Origin of the sequence: Amphibacillus cookii, from assembly GCF_016908375.1 — a bacterium.
Classification (GTDB): Bacteria; Bacillota; Bacilli; order Bacillales; family Amphibacillaceae; genus Amphibacillus_C; species Amphibacillus_C cookii.
Genome location: NZ_JAFBDS010000006.1, coordinates 181,888 through 196,721, shown reverse-complemented (window position 1 = coordinate 196,721; position 14,834 = coordinate 181,888). Strand labels below are relative to the sequence as shown.

At 35.6% G+C, this 14,834-nt stretch carries 13 protein-coding genes and 2 CRISPR repeat arrays (1 of these 15 running past the window's edge); of the genes, 11 read left to right on the top strand and 2 right to left on the bottom strand.

The window, feature by feature from the left end:
• Positions 1-58: 58 nt before the first annotated feature.
• The 3 genes from trxA (at position 59) to uvrC (ending at position 3,418) form a co-directional block, all read left to right on the top strand.
• A complete protein-coding gene (gene trxA, locus JOE23_RS10455; RefSeq protein WP_204438215.1) occupies positions 59-373 on the top strand; it encodes a thioredoxin in 315 nt (104 codons plus the stop codon).
• A 487-nt stretch (positions 374-860) separates the two neighbouring features.
• Complete coding sequence (locus JOE23_RS10450; RefSeq protein WP_204438213.1) at positions 861-1,187, top strand: DUF4870 domain-containing protein; 327 nt, start codon at positions 861-863, stop codon at positions 1,185-1,187.
• 437 nt (positions 1,188-1,624) lie between these two features.
• Positions 1,625-3,418 carry an excinuclease ABC subunit UvrC gene (gene uvrC, locus JOE23_RS10445; RefSeq protein WP_204438212.1) on the top strand — a complete coding sequence of 598 codons (1,794 nt, stop codon included), beginning with the start codon at positions 1,625-1,627 and terminating at the stop codon, positions 3,416-3,418.
• Positions 3,419-3,439: 21 nt separating this feature from the next.
• Here the strand turns inward: uvrC and JOE23_RS10440 are convergent, their stop codons facing one another.
• The gene (locus tag JOE23_RS10440; RefSeq protein WP_017473346.1) at positions 3,440-3,874 is read right to left on the bottom strand and encodes a YslB family protein; all 435 of its coding nucleotides are present in this window, start codon (positions 3,872-3,874) and stop codon (positions 3,440-3,442) included.
• Positions 3,875-4,226: 352 nt separating this feature from the next.
• Here JOE23_RS10440 and JOE23_RS10435 point away from each other — a divergent pair, with 352 nt between their 5' ends.
• The gene (locus JOE23_RS10435) at positions 4,227-4,451 is read left to right on the top strand and encodes a helix-turn-helix domain-containing protein (protein WP_204438211.1); all 225 of its coding nucleotides are present in this window, start codon (positions 4,227-4,229) and stop codon (positions 4,449-4,451) included.
• Positions 4,452-4,770: 319 nt separating this feature from the next.
• On the opposite strand, the gene JOE23_RS10430 is transcribed toward JOE23_RS10435, so the two are convergent.
• Positions 4,771-4,971: a hypothetical protein gene (locus JOE23_RS10430; protein ID WP_204438210.1), complete on the bottom strand. Its 201-nt coding sequence runs from the start codon at positions 4,969-4,971 to the stop codon at positions 4,771-4,773.
• A gap of 242 nt (positions 4,972-5,213) precedes the next feature.
• A CRISPR array of direct repeats spans positions 5,214-5,977; the repeat unit is 32 nt; unit sequence ATTTCAATCCACGCACCCATAAAGAGTGCGAC.
• A gap of 285 nt (positions 5,978-6,262) precedes the next feature.
• On the opposite strand from JOE23_RS10430, the gene cas3 reads away from it, so the two are divergent.
• The 7 genes from cas3 (at position 6,263) to cas2 (ending at position 14,177) form a co-directional block, all read left to right on the top strand.
• On the top strand, positions 6,263-8,686 hold the full coding sequence (gene cas3, locus JOE23_RS10425) for a CRISPR-associated helicase Cas3' (protein ID WP_204438209.1): 2,424 nt from the start codon (positions 6,263-6,265) through the stop codon (positions 8,684-8,686).
• Positions 8,687-8,760: 74 nt separating this feature from the next.
• Positions 8,761-9,480, top strand: coding sequence for a type I-C CRISPR-associated protein Cas5c (gene cas5c / locus JOE23_RS10420; protein ID WP_204438208.1), 720 nt, complete (start codon positions 8,761-8,763; stop codon positions 9,478-9,480).
• Positions 9,477-11,351 (top strand): type I-C CRISPR-associated protein Cas8c/Csd1, encoded by a 1,875-nt coding sequence (gene cas8c / locus JOE23_RS10415; protein WP_204438206.1) that lies wholly within the window; start codon positions 9,477-9,479, stop codon positions 11,349-11,351. The genes cas5c and cas8c overlap by 4 nt, the downstream gene beginning before the upstream one ends.
• Complete coding sequence (cas7c, locus tag JOE23_RS10410; protein ID WP_204438204.1) at positions 11,351-12,202, top strand: type I-C CRISPR-associated protein Cas7/Csd2; 852 nt, start codon at positions 11,351-11,353, stop codon at positions 12,200-12,202. Before cas8c ends, cas7c begins: the two co-directional genes overlap by 1 nt.
• Positions 12,192-12,848, top strand: a complete 657-nt coding sequence (gene cas4, locus JOE23_RS10405; RefSeq protein WP_204438203.1) for a CRISPR-associated protein Cas4 — start codon at positions 12,192-12,194, stop codon at positions 12,846-12,848. The genes cas7c and cas4 overlap by 11 nt, the downstream gene beginning before the upstream one ends.
• Positions 12,845-13,876, top strand: a complete 1,032-nt coding sequence (cas1c, locus tag JOE23_RS10400; protein ID WP_204438202.1) for a type I-C CRISPR-associated endonuclease Cas1c — start codon at positions 12,845-12,847, stop codon at positions 13,874-13,876. The genes cas4 and cas1c overlap by 4 nt, the downstream gene beginning before the upstream one ends.
• Before the next feature lie 10 nt (positions 13,877-13,886).
• A complete protein-coding gene (cas2, locus tag JOE23_RS10395) occupies positions 13,887-14,177 on the top strand; it encodes a CRISPR-associated endonuclease Cas2 (protein ID WP_204438201.1) in 291 nt (96 codons plus the stop codon).
• Positions 14,178-14,345: 168 nt separating this feature from the next.
• A CRISPR array of direct repeats spans positions 14,346-14,834; the repeat unit is 32 nt; unit sequence GTCGCACTCTTTATGAGTGCGTGGATTGAAAT; it runs 275 nt beyond the window's last position.

Genomic DNA, 14,834 nt, shown 5'->3' with positions numbered 1-14,834 from the left:
CTAGGTGGTATACTATCCTTTGAAGATGATAAGCTTTATTTTTTAGGAGGAATATAGAATGGCAATTGTAAATGCAACGGATGCAAACTTCGCAACTGAAACAGGATCAGGACTTGTTTTAGCAGACTTCTGGGCTCCTTGGTGTGGTCCTTGTAAAATGATCGGACCTGTTCTTGAAGAGCTTTCCGAAGAAATGGATAACAAAGTAAAAATTGTAAAGCTTAATGTTGATGATAATCAAGAAACCGCTAGTAAATTTGGTGTAATGAGTATCCCAACTTTATTGCTTTTCAAAGACGGTGAAGTTGTCGATCAGGTCGTTGGCTTCCAACCTAAAGAAGCATTAGAAGCGCGTATTAATCAACACGCATAACCTGCGATTTCTCTCCATGCGTTATTACGACTCATTTGATATTGGGTTATATAAATGCGTAAAAAAATCACCTTGCATATATGGCTAGGTGATTTTTTGCTTTTAGTGAGGCGAATATATGATAAAGAAGTGGTAAATATAGACGAAGGGTGTTTGATTAATAAATTATCACGAATCTATTTTCTTTAACTTAAAAAAATAGATAAGTTTTTCAGTACTAAATCTCATATTTCGCTAGTCGAAAAGTAGAGTGAAGTTAGAAATTAACTTGTTTTTGAGCAAATATAATCATAAATTGACAGATGAAAAAGCATAATTACTAAGCTTTTTTAACTAGAATGTTTTATTAAGTAGTACTAAACTATTGTTTTATTCAGAAAATATTGTAAACCACCTTTTGCTATGCTAATATTTCCTACAGATCAGATAATTTTTGCAACGTTTCTATATTGTTGCAATCTTGTCTAGAAATAAGGAGGAAAGAGAAATGGAAGAAGCAAAAGCTGTCGATCAAAATGATGTACAACAAAATAAAAACATTGCAATGATTGCTTATTTAATCTTTTTTATTCCGTTACTAGCGGCAAAAGAATCTAAATTTGCACGTTATCATGCCAATCAAGGTTTGAATTTGTTTATTTTTGCAGCTATTATTAATATTTTAGGTAGATTTATGCCTGTAATTGGTTATTTTATTATTATGCCTGTAGGAATGCTTGCTTCCCTTGCTTTTATGATTGTAGGTATGCTTAATGCGAATAAAGGCCTACAACAACCATTGCCGGTAATCGGTCAATTTGAAATAATTAAGTAGAAGTTTTGAATTGTTATTTTATTTAAAAGCAATTGAGACGATCGACAAAGACCTATGTTGTGAAAGTAGACTTCAGTCTACCAACATAGGTCTTTGTTATTTACACAAGAAATATTTAAATTTATCACAGATAACCGTACGTAAAACGCCTGGCCATAATAGATTGCAGAAAATCATCTATTTAAGTGGTCCGATTCACTTAACGATGAACCGGTGGATGGGTAAGATCGTAGACTAAAACCGCCACATCTTTAAGAAGGATTACAAACTAAGCCCACCACGTCCTGTGGCAACGTCTGTAGACCTACATCCTGTAGCCCTCCGCCTACTGATTGAAGATATGTTTTATATATTAAAACTCAAAATTAAATAAGCAAAAGCAGGTATGTGTTATAATAATAGGTAAGAACTAGATATTAAGATGGAGTGTAGCGCGTATGTCAACATCAATCCAAGAAAAATTAGCTGTCTTACCCGCTCAGCCGGGTTGCTACTTGATGAAGGATAAGCACGGGACGGTTATTTATGTTGGGAAATCTAAGAAATTAAAAAATCGTGTGCGATCTTATTTTGCTGGTGCAAATGATCAAAAAACACAACGGCTTGTTCAAGAAATTACTGATTTTGAATATATTGTGACATCCTCAGAGATAGAAGCATTAATCTTAGAAATGAATCTTATTAAAAAATATGATCCAAAATATAATGTTTTGCTTAAAGATGATAAAAGTTACCCTTACTTAAAAGTGACCAATGAACGCCATCCACGCCTAATTATTACGAGAAAGGTTTTAAAAGATAAAGGAAAATACTTTGGTCCATATCCCAATGTGTTGGCGGCGAGGGAAACAAAGAAGCTATTAGATCGTATTTATCCTTTAAGGAAATGTAATAATCCTCCGGGAAAACCTTGTTTGTATTATCATTTAGGGCAATGTTTAGCCTGTGCAGAAGTGCCCCCATCTAAAGATGAATATCAAACCATTGTCCAAAATGTGGTGACTTTTTTAAATGGTGGGCATCAAGAGATAAAAAAGGAATTGAAAACTAAAATGGAGGCAGCAAGTGAGGCATTGAATTTCGAGCGTGCAAAGGAATTACGTGACCAAATGCAACATATTGATGCGGTAATGGAACAACAAAAAATGACCTTAAATGATCGTGTGAATCGTGATGTGTTCCATTACGCTTATGATAAAGGTTGGATGTGTGTACAAGTGTTCTTTATACGCCAAGGGAAATTAATTGAACGCGATGTTTCCATTTTTCCATTCTTTGATGATGCAGAGGAGACATTCACCACATTTGTGGGGCGTTTTTATTTACAACATAATCATATTAAGCCGAAACAGGTGCTTGTACCCGCACCGATTGATTATCAATTGCTTATTGAATTATTAGATGTTGATGTCACGATTCCATATCGAGGCCGCAAAAAAGAGCTGATTGAATTAGCGGGAAAAAATGCTGAAATTGCTTTAGCTGAAAAATTTTCATTAATTGAGAAAAATGAAGAGCGAACGATTAAAGCTGTTGAGCGGCTTGGTGAAAAACTGAATATTGAAACGCCTCATCGCATTGAAGCATTTGATAATTCTAATATTCAAGGGACGGATCCTGTATCAGCAATGGTGGTATTCATTGATGGTAAACCAGATAAAAAGGAATATCGAAAATACAAAGTTCGAGATGTTAAAGGACCAGATGATTATGACACCATGCGCGAGGTGGTTCGCCGTCGTTATACACGTGTGCTAAAAGAAAATCTACCTTTACCCGATTTGATTTTAGTTGACGGTAGCAAAGGGCAGATGACAGCAGCTATTGAAGTGTTGGAAGATGAATTGGGGCTTGATATTCCTTTAGCTGGTTTGGCTAAAGATGATAAACATAAGACAAGTGAACTCCTATATGGTGTTCCTCCTGCTGTTGTCGATTTGGGTCGCCAATCCCAAGAATTTTATTTAATTCAAAGAATTCAAGATGAAGTCCATCGCTTTGCGATTACATTTCACCGTCAACTTAGGGGGAAAAGTGCATTTAAATCAGAACTCGATGCCATTCCAGGCGTTGGAGAAAAACGACGTAAATTACTATTAACGCATTTTAAATCCATTACAGAGATTAAACAGGCACCGATAGAAACATTGAAAAGGTTAGGTATCCCTGAGCCGACTGCACAGATTATTTTAAGCCATTTAAATGAAGAAAAAGACCTTAGCCAACAGTAATCAGCTAAGGTCTTTACATATTTAACGATAGTGCTGCACCCGCAACTCCACATAGTTTTTCTTAGGTTTTTCTTCTTCAACACACTCACAATTATATTGATATAACGTTTCCATCGCAGCTGCTAAAAAGCCCGATTCTAAACGGTAATCAGTCTCAATTCCCAATTCATAGCGTTTCGAGATCACCCGTGTCTGTAATTTGAAAATATGTTCTGAACGTTTTTCTTTCATCATTTCCAGTGTTCCCCAACCGGTTTTATAGAAAAAATCAATAATTTCATCGATTGATTTCCATTCCATTGCTCGCGCTAAATTTTTTCCTAAAACGTATAAAATCGTTGCTGCATCCGTTCCCAAGAGGTCAGGTAAAGCCACATACCTTAATAAATCATAACCAGAACCACTTGTATCTAATTGCTCAACAACGCTCTTTATTTGTTTCATGTTACTGTGCATAAGTGATGCTCCCTTCAAACATTGACCCTATCTTCTATTATCGCTTTTGAAGACAACGATTGCAATATTTAAAGTAGAAAAAACGTTAAAAAGTATGATCAATTCTTCACCACAATTGGTGGTGTCGCATAAGTTTTATGGAGAGTTAACTGCCATTAAGATCAGTCATCCCTTGCTTTAATCACGCAGAAGTTATTTGCGAATTGTAGGTGAGACGGTGACAGGCGTTGGTTTTTAAAAGAATATGCTAAAGTAAAAGCACAGAAACCGGCATAAATCATAAAATACCATGACTAAATGAATTAATACCCTTCAAATTGCAGCTTTAAGGACAGCAAGGAGGGGTCTAAATTTGAAAGATCACGACTACAAACCGAAGCAATTATTGACCAAACGTGAAAGAGAAGTATTTGAATTACTGGTGCAAGATAAAACAACGAAAGATATCGCAGATGAACTATTTATTTCACAAAAAACGGTAAGGAATCACATATCAAATACGATTCAGAAGCTGGGTGTTAAGGGGCGTTCACAAGCTGTTGTAGAGCTTTTGCGTATGGGGGAACTCAAGCTCTAAACAAAACCGACTTTCCTTTTGGAAGTCGGTTTTATCATAATTGCAATAAATATTATGTGCTATATGTCAAAGAATCATTTTCATCATTCATATTTAATACATACTCAAGAGCTTTGAACTACAATCTAATCCATTTTGTAACGCACTCTAGACGATGAATAATACCTTTATAAGTCATAGACCCCTATTAGAGTAGATTAAATTAATGCATTAATTTAATCATTTGTCGATGTTAATGTTTATCTACCTCTATAAAATCTAATTTATTGTTGTTTTTAAATATTCTATTTCCAGAAAAGCGTACATGGTGCCTTTCTCCTCATTTAATGTTGCTAATTAAATGAGGGGGTACTTCTATTTTATGATTATTTAAAAAAAGAAAGGTATTCTCTTTCTCAACTAAAATATTTTCTTCAGCAACTGTGAAATAACCTTCAGTTACAGTTCCGTTGTAATAATAAAATAAAAAGAAAAAAATAGAGCTAATAATAATAAAAAACAGTATTTTTATCTTTTTCAAAAAAACCCTCTTAGTAGCTCACTTGTATAAGTGAAAAGTCTATGAAAATGAAATAATCAAATATTTTTAACAAATTATAAGTTAAATTTGATAGGGCTGCATCACATCTAACTATTAAGTGCTTTTGAGCTAACTTTAATGATGTGATAAGCCTTTTAGAATGTCTTCTTTTACGCGAAAAAGATAGACGAACCATGAAGAGGCGACGACAATCTTCGCTTGCATTATACCGTCATAGGTTTATTTCAATCCGCGCACCCATAAAGAGTGCGACTCAATCGCATGGCATAACAGGTATTTAGGGGTTTATTTCAATCCACGCACCCATAAAGAGTGCGACATATGCGTCAAGAAAAGACACAGGTCGGTGTCAAAGATTTCAATCCACGCACCCATAAAGAGTGCGACCGGAGATTAATAAGCACCAATGTAGCAAGGCTGACATTTCAATCCACGCACCCATAAAGAGTGCGACCATTTAATGCGTCGGCACAATGTCGGCAATATAGATTTCAATCCACGCACCCATAAAGAGTGCGACCTCTGCCCAATAACCTAGTAAATCACGCTTTTGAATTTCAATCCACGCACCCATAAAGAGTGCGACGGAATACTGGGCAGGACAAAACGGCATAGCGGCTGATTTCAATCCACGCACCCATAAAGAGTGCGACCTTGCCGATATCGACAGCGCGAGGGAAAAAATCAATTTCAATCCACGCACCCATAAAGAGTGCGACGATGTTCATTTAATCGCCCCCTCTCTTTTTATACATTTCAATCCACGCACCCATAAAGAGTGCGACCTTGTTGTATATCTCATTTCTGTTTTAGACGGATAGATTTCAATCCACGCACCCATAAAGAGTGCGACAAAGGGGGCTACTCCGAATGCACAGGAAGGAAAATTTCAATCCACGCACCCATAAAGAGTGCGACCCGACATCGGCGATATCTTGAGCATTGACGATGAAATTTCAATCCACGCACCCATAAAGAGTGCGACTGCGATTATCACCTAAATTAATCCAAAAAAGTTGGCTTTATCTAAGAATTAAATAATTTTTGTAGCCAATTAACAATGAATTGATTTAGATAATAAATCAAAATACCTAGTTAACTAATAAATAGTGGTGCGAATCCCCATGGAAATTGATGTGAGCTTAACATTCGCACCAAATTACATTAATCATCAATATTTGACTTTATTTTAACAAAAACTTTGAAAATAGTGAAGGGTTATGGTAAAATATTCATATAAATAAGACTTTATTACCGGGGTGATTGTTGCATGTATATTGCACATATTCGATCTAACGATGGTGAAATACAAACAGTGAGACAACATTTAACGGAAACATGTAAATTGGCAGAGTACATAGGGAAAAAAATTAATGTGCAATATTTAGCAGGATTAGCAGGTTTGCTTCATGACATGGGTAAGTATACAACCGAATTTAAGGAATATATATTAGCGGCTGTTCAAAACCCTGATAATCCGCCGAAAAGGGGAACTGTTGATCACTCGACTGCGGGTGGGAGATTGTTATTTGAACTCTATTATGGAAAATATAATACTGTTGAGGATATTATGGTTGAGATTGTAGGAAATGCTATACTTTCCCATCATGGATATTTACAAGATTATATAACACCTGATTTAGAATTGAAATTTTTAAATCGTATTAAAGAAAAGGAACTAAAAGGGTATAACGAAGCGAAAGCTAACTTTTTTCGAGAAGTTCTCACTATTGAAGGTTTTCAGTCATACGTTCTTAAAGCAATAGAGGACTTGAAAAACTTTATTTCTCAAATTAATGCCGGAGAAGTAGATAGTTCTATTATGTTTTTAACGAAATATATATTTAGCGCATTAATCGACGCTGATCGAACCAGTACAAGACAATTTGAAGAGAATACACAACCTCAAGAAGCACGACCACATCATTTGTTTGAAGACTACCACAAAAAGCTACTACAAAAAATCGAATCCTTTAAAAGACCTGATCAAGAATCCTCCCCAATTAATAGACTGCGACACGATATGTCTTTGCAGTGTGAGCAGGTGGCAGAGAGACCGTCAAATATTTATAGCTTATCTATTCCTACTGGTGGTGGCAAGACTTTAGCAAGCTTAAGGTATGCACTTAAACATGCAATCTTACATCATAAAAAGAGAGTTATTTATATTGTCCCGTTTACAACCATTATTGAGCAAAATGCTGAAGAAGTGAGACGTATTCTTAATGATCCTTCTAATATTCTTGAGCATCATTCAAATGTTTATCGAGATCGATTACCTGATAAAAGAGCAGAGGCTGAGGATGGTGTGATGAATGTATCGCAAAAATTATTACTAGCTAAAGATAATTGGGATGCTCCCGTTATTTTTACTACCATGGTCCAATTTCTCAATGTTTTTTATGCTTCTGGCACTCGTAACATCAGGCGATTACATAATTTAAGCGAATCTGTAATGATCTTTGACGAGGTGCAGAAAGTTCCAATCAAATGTATTGCGCTATATAATCAAGCAGTTAATTTTTTGAAGAACCATTGCCACAGTAGTATTGTATTGTGTACAGCCACTCAGCCTGCTTTGAGAGATGTAAAACATAATCTCCAGATAGGAGAGAATGCTGAAATGATTGGGAATATCGATCAAGTAATCGATCATTTTTCTAGGGTCAAAATAATTAACCAAGCGACTAGTATGAAAATGTCTACAGATGATTTGGCTGAATTTGTTATAGAACAAGCAAATCAGTTTTCAAGTCAGCTCATTATTCTAAACACAAAATCAGTTGTAAAGAAACTCTATCAGAAATTAAAAGAAACGATGACTGAGGATGGTGTTTTCCATCTGAGTACATCAATGTGTGCGATGCACCGCAAGGACATATTGCAAAAAATTAAAAATAAGTTAATGAAAAGAGAATCAATTATTTGTGTTAGTACACAGTTAATTGAAGCAGGAGTGGATGTTAGTTTTCAAAGTGTAATTCGCTCTTTATCTGGACTAGATTCTATTGCTCAGGCGGCAGGTCGGTGTAACCGACATGGGGAATTTGAGAAGGGGCTCGTCTATTTAATTGATCATGAAGAAGAGAGTTTAAAATGGTTACCTGAAATTAATACAGGGAAAAAAATTACGAATAAAATACTAGTGGATTTAAGTAGAGATCCGAATTCGCACGGTGGTGACTTGTTATCTAGACAGGCGTTGGAGTATTTTTTTAAAAGTTTCTACAAAGAAATGGCTTATGATCTAGACTATCCAATAAAATCTTTAGCAGTTAAAATGACGGATTTACTTATAAATGATAGAAGTAAAAGTGATTGGTATAGTGCCTACACTAGCAAAAGTGGTGGGAAATTCCCCATATTTTCACATGGTAGTTTTCAGACGGCGGCAAAATATTTTAATGTTATTGCCAATCAAACGACTTCAATTCTTGTTCCTTATCAAGACGGTAAAGAAGTTATTGCTGATATAAACGGAAATGAAAAAATTGAAGATTGGTCGCTATTATTCAAACAAGCTCAACAATATTCTGTTAACGTGTATGATCAAGAGTTTTCTAGATTAAAAGATGCAGGTGCAATCATCGCGTATTTTGATGGCCAACTATATTCTTTAGATGAAAGTTATTATAGCCGAGAATATGGGATTGACTTAGAGGGTGAGGCTGAACGTTCAGAATTCATTTTTTAAACCTACCTCTGTAAAAAAGATAGGTTCTTAAAAATAGTATTATATTTGTTGCTTAATTAAAAGGAGGTGTTTTTATGCGCAATAGCATTGAGTTCTCACTTTATGGTGATTATGGTTTATTTACTGATCCATTAACTAAAATTGGTGGGGAGAAGATGACCTATCAGGTTCCTACATACCAAGCATTAAAGGGGATTGTCGAAAGTATTTACTGGAAGCCTACATTAATTATGATAGTAGATGAGCTTAGAGTTATTAATGCCATTCAGATGGAGTCGAAAGGCATTCGACCAATTGAATATGGTGGTGGTAATACGCTTGCCAATTATACTTATTTAAAAAAACCGCACTATCAAGTGAAGGCACATTTCGAGTTTAATCTGAATCGGCCTGATCTGACTTATGATCGAAACGAGAATAAACATCACAATATCTTGAAACGTTCTCTTAAAGCCGGTGGACGTCGTGATATTTTCTTAGGAGCTAGGGAGTGCCAAGGCTATGTTGAACCGTGTAAGTTCGGTGCAGATGCTGGATTTTATGATCAATACGATGAGGTTCATTTGGGTACCATGGTACACGGAATTAATTATCCGGATGAAACCGGGAACAATCAAATGGAAGTGAGACTTTGGAATCCGGTAATGAAAAATGGAGTGATAAGCTTTACTCGACCTGAGGATTGCCATAATGTGCGTCCAATTAAAGAAATGACGCCTAAGCACTTTGATCAAAAAAATGTTCAGTCAGTTGATGAACTTTTTACATTATATGAAGGTGAGGTGAATCAATGAGTTGGTTGCAAAAGCTTTATGAGACGTATAATAACAACACTGATGAAGTAGGTGTGGTTCAAAAACGTTATAATGACCGTGAATTCACGCTTTTGCCTATTTCACATACCACGCAAAACGCTCATATTGAAATCAATGTGACAGAGGATGGTAATTTTCACTCCGCTGAAATATTAGACAAAGAAAACACACTCATTCCCACAACGGAGGCTTCATCAAGTCGGTCTGGAAAAGCAATTTACCCTTATCCTTTGCATGATAAGTTGTCTTATTGTGCAGGAGATTTTGAACAATTTGGTGGTGGTAATAAAGAAAAAGAGCAATTTAATGCTTATATCAAACAGCTAAAGAGTTGGGTGAATGCAAACTCAAGCCATCCGAAAGTGAAAGCAATATTTGATTATGTCAATAAACGATCAATCATTCATGACTTAGTTGAGGAAAACGTTCTTTTTTTAGATAATAACAAAAATTTAATTGTCAAATGGGAAAAAAAATATGAAGAAGTAGTAGGAGACAAGCCAGAAATATTTGCGAAGGTGACTGGTGATGTATCGGCAGCATTTGTTCGTTTTAATGTCCATTCGCCAATCTCGACAACTGAAAATATTTGGTCAGATAAGAGTGTTTATCAATCCTTTATTGATTTTTATAATGAAAAGCTGGAAGAAAAGGATTTGTGTTTTGTAACAGGTGAGTATCTGCCGAGCACTGAAAGACATGCGAATAAAGTTCGACACGCAGCTGATAAAGCGAAATTAATTTCATCAAATGATAGTGTTGGTTTTACGTTTCGAGGGCGATTTGATAAAAGCTATCAAGCAGCCGCGATAAGTTATGATGTGTCACAGAAGGCACATAATGCTTTAAAGTGGTTAATTAATCAGCAAGGTGAAATCATTGATGATAGAGTTTTTCTCGTTTGGGGAAATGACAAAGTTGAGATCGTTAATCCAGGTGCTGATCTGATTGCCTTAAATCCAGCGCTTAAGTTAGAAGATGAGATAAGGGTTGATACATTAAAGCATTATGCTAACCAAGTTTATAGAGCTATTCACGGTTATCACCATGACCTTAAAACGAAGTCAGAGGTTAATATTTTAGTGCTTGATTCAGCAACCACTGGGAGAATGGGCGTGCTTTACTATAGGAATTTGAACAAGGAACTTTATCTTCAAAGATTGATAGATTGGCATCATTCATGCACCTGGGTGCACCGATATAAAAAGGGCGAAGATGGTGATCAACTTTCTTTCTGTGGTGCGCCAGCGACGAAGGATATTGCTTTTGCTGCATATGGCCCGCAGGCAAATAAAAAAGTCGTTAAGGGCTTGATGGAAAGGATGCTTCCTTGCATTGTCGATGGTAGAAAAATTCCTAATGATATTGTGAAAAGTGCTATTTCACGTGCATCAAACCCTGTTTCCATGGATCGTTGGGAATGGTTGAAGACATTAAGTATCACATGTGCACTTATTAATAGACAGGAGGAAATTGGTGTGGCATTAGATTATGAGATCAGAGACCGTAATTATCTTTTTGGTCGTTTGTTGGCGGTTGCTTACGTGATTGAAAATTGGGCATTAAGAGAACAAGGAGAGAAGCGTTCGACAAATGCGGAACGTTATATGGTTAGCTTCTCAAATAAACCGGTTCAAACATGGAAAAACATTCATGCGAGTTTAACTCCATATAAAACTAGACTAGGTGGTCGAGTAAGTAAATTAAACCAATTAATTTTAGATATTACTGACCAATTTGATTTTGAAGATTTTAGTGATGAGCCTCTAGATGGAAAATACTTATTAGGTTTTTCAAGTCAGGTACTTGCTTTAGATAATAGAAATAAAAAAGAAGAGGAGAATGTATAATGTCGACATTAGATCATAAAATTGATTTTTCGGTACTTATTTCAGTCAATCATGCTAATCCAAATGGTGATCCTTTAAATGGAAATCGCCCTCGGCAAAATTTTGATGGATATGGTGAAATTTCAGATGTGGCGATAAAAAGAAAAATTAGAAATCGATTATTAGATATGGGTGAAGCTATTTTTGTCCAATCGAATGATAAAAAGGTTGATCAATATAAGAGCTTAAAAGATCGTGCAGATGCCAATGAAGAATTGTCTCAATATAGTAAAGGAAAAACTAAAGATAATGATAAGTTTGCTGAAATTGCATGTCAATCATGGCTGGATGTCAGAGCTTTTGGCCAGGTTTTTGCTTTTAAGGGGATTGATGTTTCAGTGGGAGTTAGAGGCCCTGTTTCTATCCATCCAGCGACAAGTGTTGATCCAATTGACATCGTCAGTACTCAAATTACCAAAAGTGTAAACTCAGTTACAGGTGATAAAAAATCTTCCGACACTATGGGTATGAAACATCGGGTCGATTTTGGTCTTTATTTATTTAAAGGAAGTATTAATACACAACTTGCGGAGAAAACCGGCTTTACAAATGAAGACGCTAAAAAAATCAAACAGGCCCTTATCACCTTATTTGAAAATGATGCTTCTTCAGCTCGCCCTGATGGAAGCATGGAAGTTTATAAAGTGGTTTGGTGGGAGCATAACTCAAAACTTGGTCAATACTCATCAGCTAAGGTTCATCGAGCAGTTGAAATTGATAGAAAAATAGCTACTCCGAAAAGTTTAGAAGATTATCAGATAAAGGTTAATGAGTTAGATGGTTTAAAGGTTGAAGTATTGGATGGACAATAATCCTGAAGAATATTTAATGTTATCTGGTATTCAGCATTTTGAATTTTGCCGAAGACAATGGGCATTAATTCATATTGAACAACAGTGGGAAGAAAATGTCCGAACAGTTCAAGGTCAGCATTTACATCGAAATGCTGACCAACCTCTTATTCGAGAAAAGAGGGGTGAACGGATTATTGTTAGGGCGATGCCGATTCATTCTAATGAATTACAGAACAACGGCATTTGTGATGTTGTCGAGTTTATTAAAGACCCCACTGGCGTACACGTACATCAACTACAAGGATACTACCGTGCTTTTCCAGTCGAATATAAGCGGGGAAAACCAAAGCAAAATGAATCGGATATTTTACAATTAGCTGCTCAAGCCATTTGTCTAGAAGAAATGCTTCTCTGTAAAATTGATACAGGATATTTGTTTTATAATGAAATAAAAAGACGTGTGGAAGTCCCCATTACGGATTCAATTAAAGATAAAGTGCATGCTATAACAGCAGAAATGCATAAATATTTTAAAAGAAAACACACACCTAAAGTAAAAACAGGATCATTTTGTCAAAGGTGTTCATTAAAAAATATATGCCTTCCTAAACTTATGAAAAAGGAAACGGTGCACCGTTATATTGAAAGGAAGCTAAAGGAATGAAAAAACTCTTAAATACTTTATTTGTTACACAACCTGATGTTTATCTTTCGCTTAATGGTGATAATATCGTTCTTACTAAAGAAAAAGAAAAAATAGCTAGAATACCTCTTCACAATTTAGAATCGATTGTTTCATTTGGATATACTGGTGCAAGCCCTCAATTGATGGGATATTGTGCGGAACAAAATATTTCACTTGTTTTTTTAAAACAAAGTGGTCAGTTTTTAGCGCGTGTATCTGGTAAAAGTAAAGGGAATGTCGTTTTAAGAAAGGAACAATACCGGCTTTCGGATGATGAAAGACAGTCCGCTTTAATCGCAAGGAACTTTATTATTGGAAAGGTTTATAACAATAAGTGGATCCTTGAAAGAATGACCCGTGACTACCCTTTGCGAATTGATGTCGACAAGTTTAAAAGTGTATCGGATCATTTATCCGAACTGTTGATTCATATCAGGACATGTGATGATTTAGAATCTTTGAGGGGGTGGGAAGGTCAAGCTGCATTTAGCTATAACAGTGTATTTGATGCCATGATATTACAACAGAGAGATGATTTCTATTTCAAATCTCGAAACAGAAGACCACCATTGGATAATGTTAATGCATTATTATCCTTTGTATATACATTATTAGCTAACGATACTGCAGCAGCATTAGAAACAGTTGGATTAGATGCGTATGTTGGCTTTTTGCACCGTGATCGCCCAGGAAGAGTTTCTTTAGCGTTAGATTTAATGGAAGAGTTGAGAGGCGTATATGCAGATCGATTTGTTTTATCAATTATTAACAAGAAGGTTTTAAATAAAGAAGACTTTTTGAAAAAAGAAAACGGTGCGATTATTTTAAAAGAAGAAGGTAGAAAAAAACTACTTAAAGCTTGGCAGACAAAAAAGCAGGATAAAATAACTCATCCGTTTCTAGCCGAAAAAATAAGTTGGGGATTAGTCCCGTATGCTCAAGCTATGCTTTTAGCTAGATACCTTAGAGGAGATTTAGACGAATATCCACCTTTCTTATGGAAGTAGGTGAAAAGAAATGCTTGTTTTGATTACATATGATGTTAGTACTTCAAGTGTAGGTGGTACCAAAAGGTTAAGAAAAGCAGCAAAAGTTTGTCAAAACTACGGCCAACGTGTTCAAAATTCAGTATTTGAATGTATTGTTGATTCTACACAATTTGAAGAATTAAAGATAGATTTAGAAAGAATAATAGATGTAGAAAAAGATAGTTTGAGATTTTATCGCTTGGGTGATAACTACAAGACAAAGGTAACACATATAGGGGTAAAAGAAACTATTCAATTGGAAGACCCATTAATTTTTTAGTGCGAATGATAAGTGCACATTAATTTACTAGTTGATTCGCACCATATTGAAGACTATTTTTTAAATAAAAGATAGTATTATAAGTGTTTAAATGTTGTAATTGTTTGTTTTTTAGTGATTTTTTCTTGAATTCCCTTTAAATCTAAGCATATTTAAGTAAAAATCGCAGTCGCACTCTTTATGAGTGCGTGGATTGAAATCTTGTGTTCCGTCACCGCTAACATCTGATCCTGATGTCGCACTCTTTATGAGTGCGTGGATTGAAATATCTTTTTCAATAGAGTGCATGTGAAAAGACACCGTCGCACTCTTTATGAGTGCGTGGATTGAAATATAAATAATGTCTTGCCGATAAAAACGTCAAACTTGTCGCACTCTTTATGAGTGCGTGGATTGAAATAACTTTTTATGTTGCACTTCATACTCAACTAACGACCGTCGCACTCTTTATGAGTGCGTGGATTGAAATGGTTAAAAAAGGCAGAGTAGGTAAAAGGATTGGCGTCGCACTCTTTATGAGTGCGTGGATTGAAATTAACTTGATTAGAGTAGTTTTTCACAACAGACGAGTCGCACTCTTTATGAGTGCGTGGATTGAAATATATTCAAATGGTGTCTTTAAAATAAAATTGTCGTCGCACTCTTTATGAGTGCGTG

What these genes read in the sequence shown, in the direction of transcription:
- cas7c (WP_204438204.1), top strand. Translation starts at nt 11,351, where the DNA reads ATGTCGACATTAGATCATAAAATTGATTTTTCGGTACTTATTTCAGTC.
- cas2 (WP_204438201.1), top strand. Translation starts at nt 13,887, where the DNA reads ATGCTTGTTTTGATTACATATGATGTTAGTACTTCAAGTGTAGGTGGT.
- JOE23_RS10450 (WP_204438213.1), top strand. Translation starts at nt 861, where the DNA reads ATGGAAGAAGCAAAAGCTGTCGATCAAAATGATGTACAACAAAATAAA.
- trxA (WP_204438215.1), top strand. Translation starts at nt 59, where the DNA reads ATGGCAATTGTAAATGCAACGGATGCAAACTTCGCAACTGAAACAGGA.
- cas4 (WP_204438203.1), top strand. Translation starts at nt 12,192, where the DNA reads ATGGACAATAATCCTGAAGAATATTTAATGTTATCTGGTATTCAGCAT.
- cas3 (WP_204438209.1), top strand. Translation starts at nt 6,263, where the DNA reads ATGTATATTGCACATATTCGATCTAACGATGGTGAAATACAAACAGTG.
- cas5c (WP_204438208.1), top strand. Translation starts at nt 8,761, where the DNA reads ATGCGCAATAGCATTGAGTTCTCACTTTATGGTGATTATGGTTTATTT.
- uvrC (WP_204438212.1), top strand. Translation starts at nt 1,625, where the DNA reads ATGTCAACATCAATCCAAGAAAAATTAGCTGTCTTACCCGCTCAGCCG.
- cas8c (WP_204438206.1), top strand. Translation starts at nt 9,477, where the DNA reads ATGAGTTGGTTGCAAAAGCTTTATGAGACGTATAATAACAACACTGAT.
- JOE23_RS10440 (WP_017473346.1), bottom strand. Translation starts at nt 3,874, where the DNA reads ATGCACAGTAACATGAAACAAATAAAGAGCGTTGTTGAGCAATTAGAT.
- cas1c (WP_204438202.1), top strand. Translation starts at nt 12,845, where the DNA reads ATGAAAAAACTCTTAAATACTTTATTTGTTACACAACCTGATGTTTAT.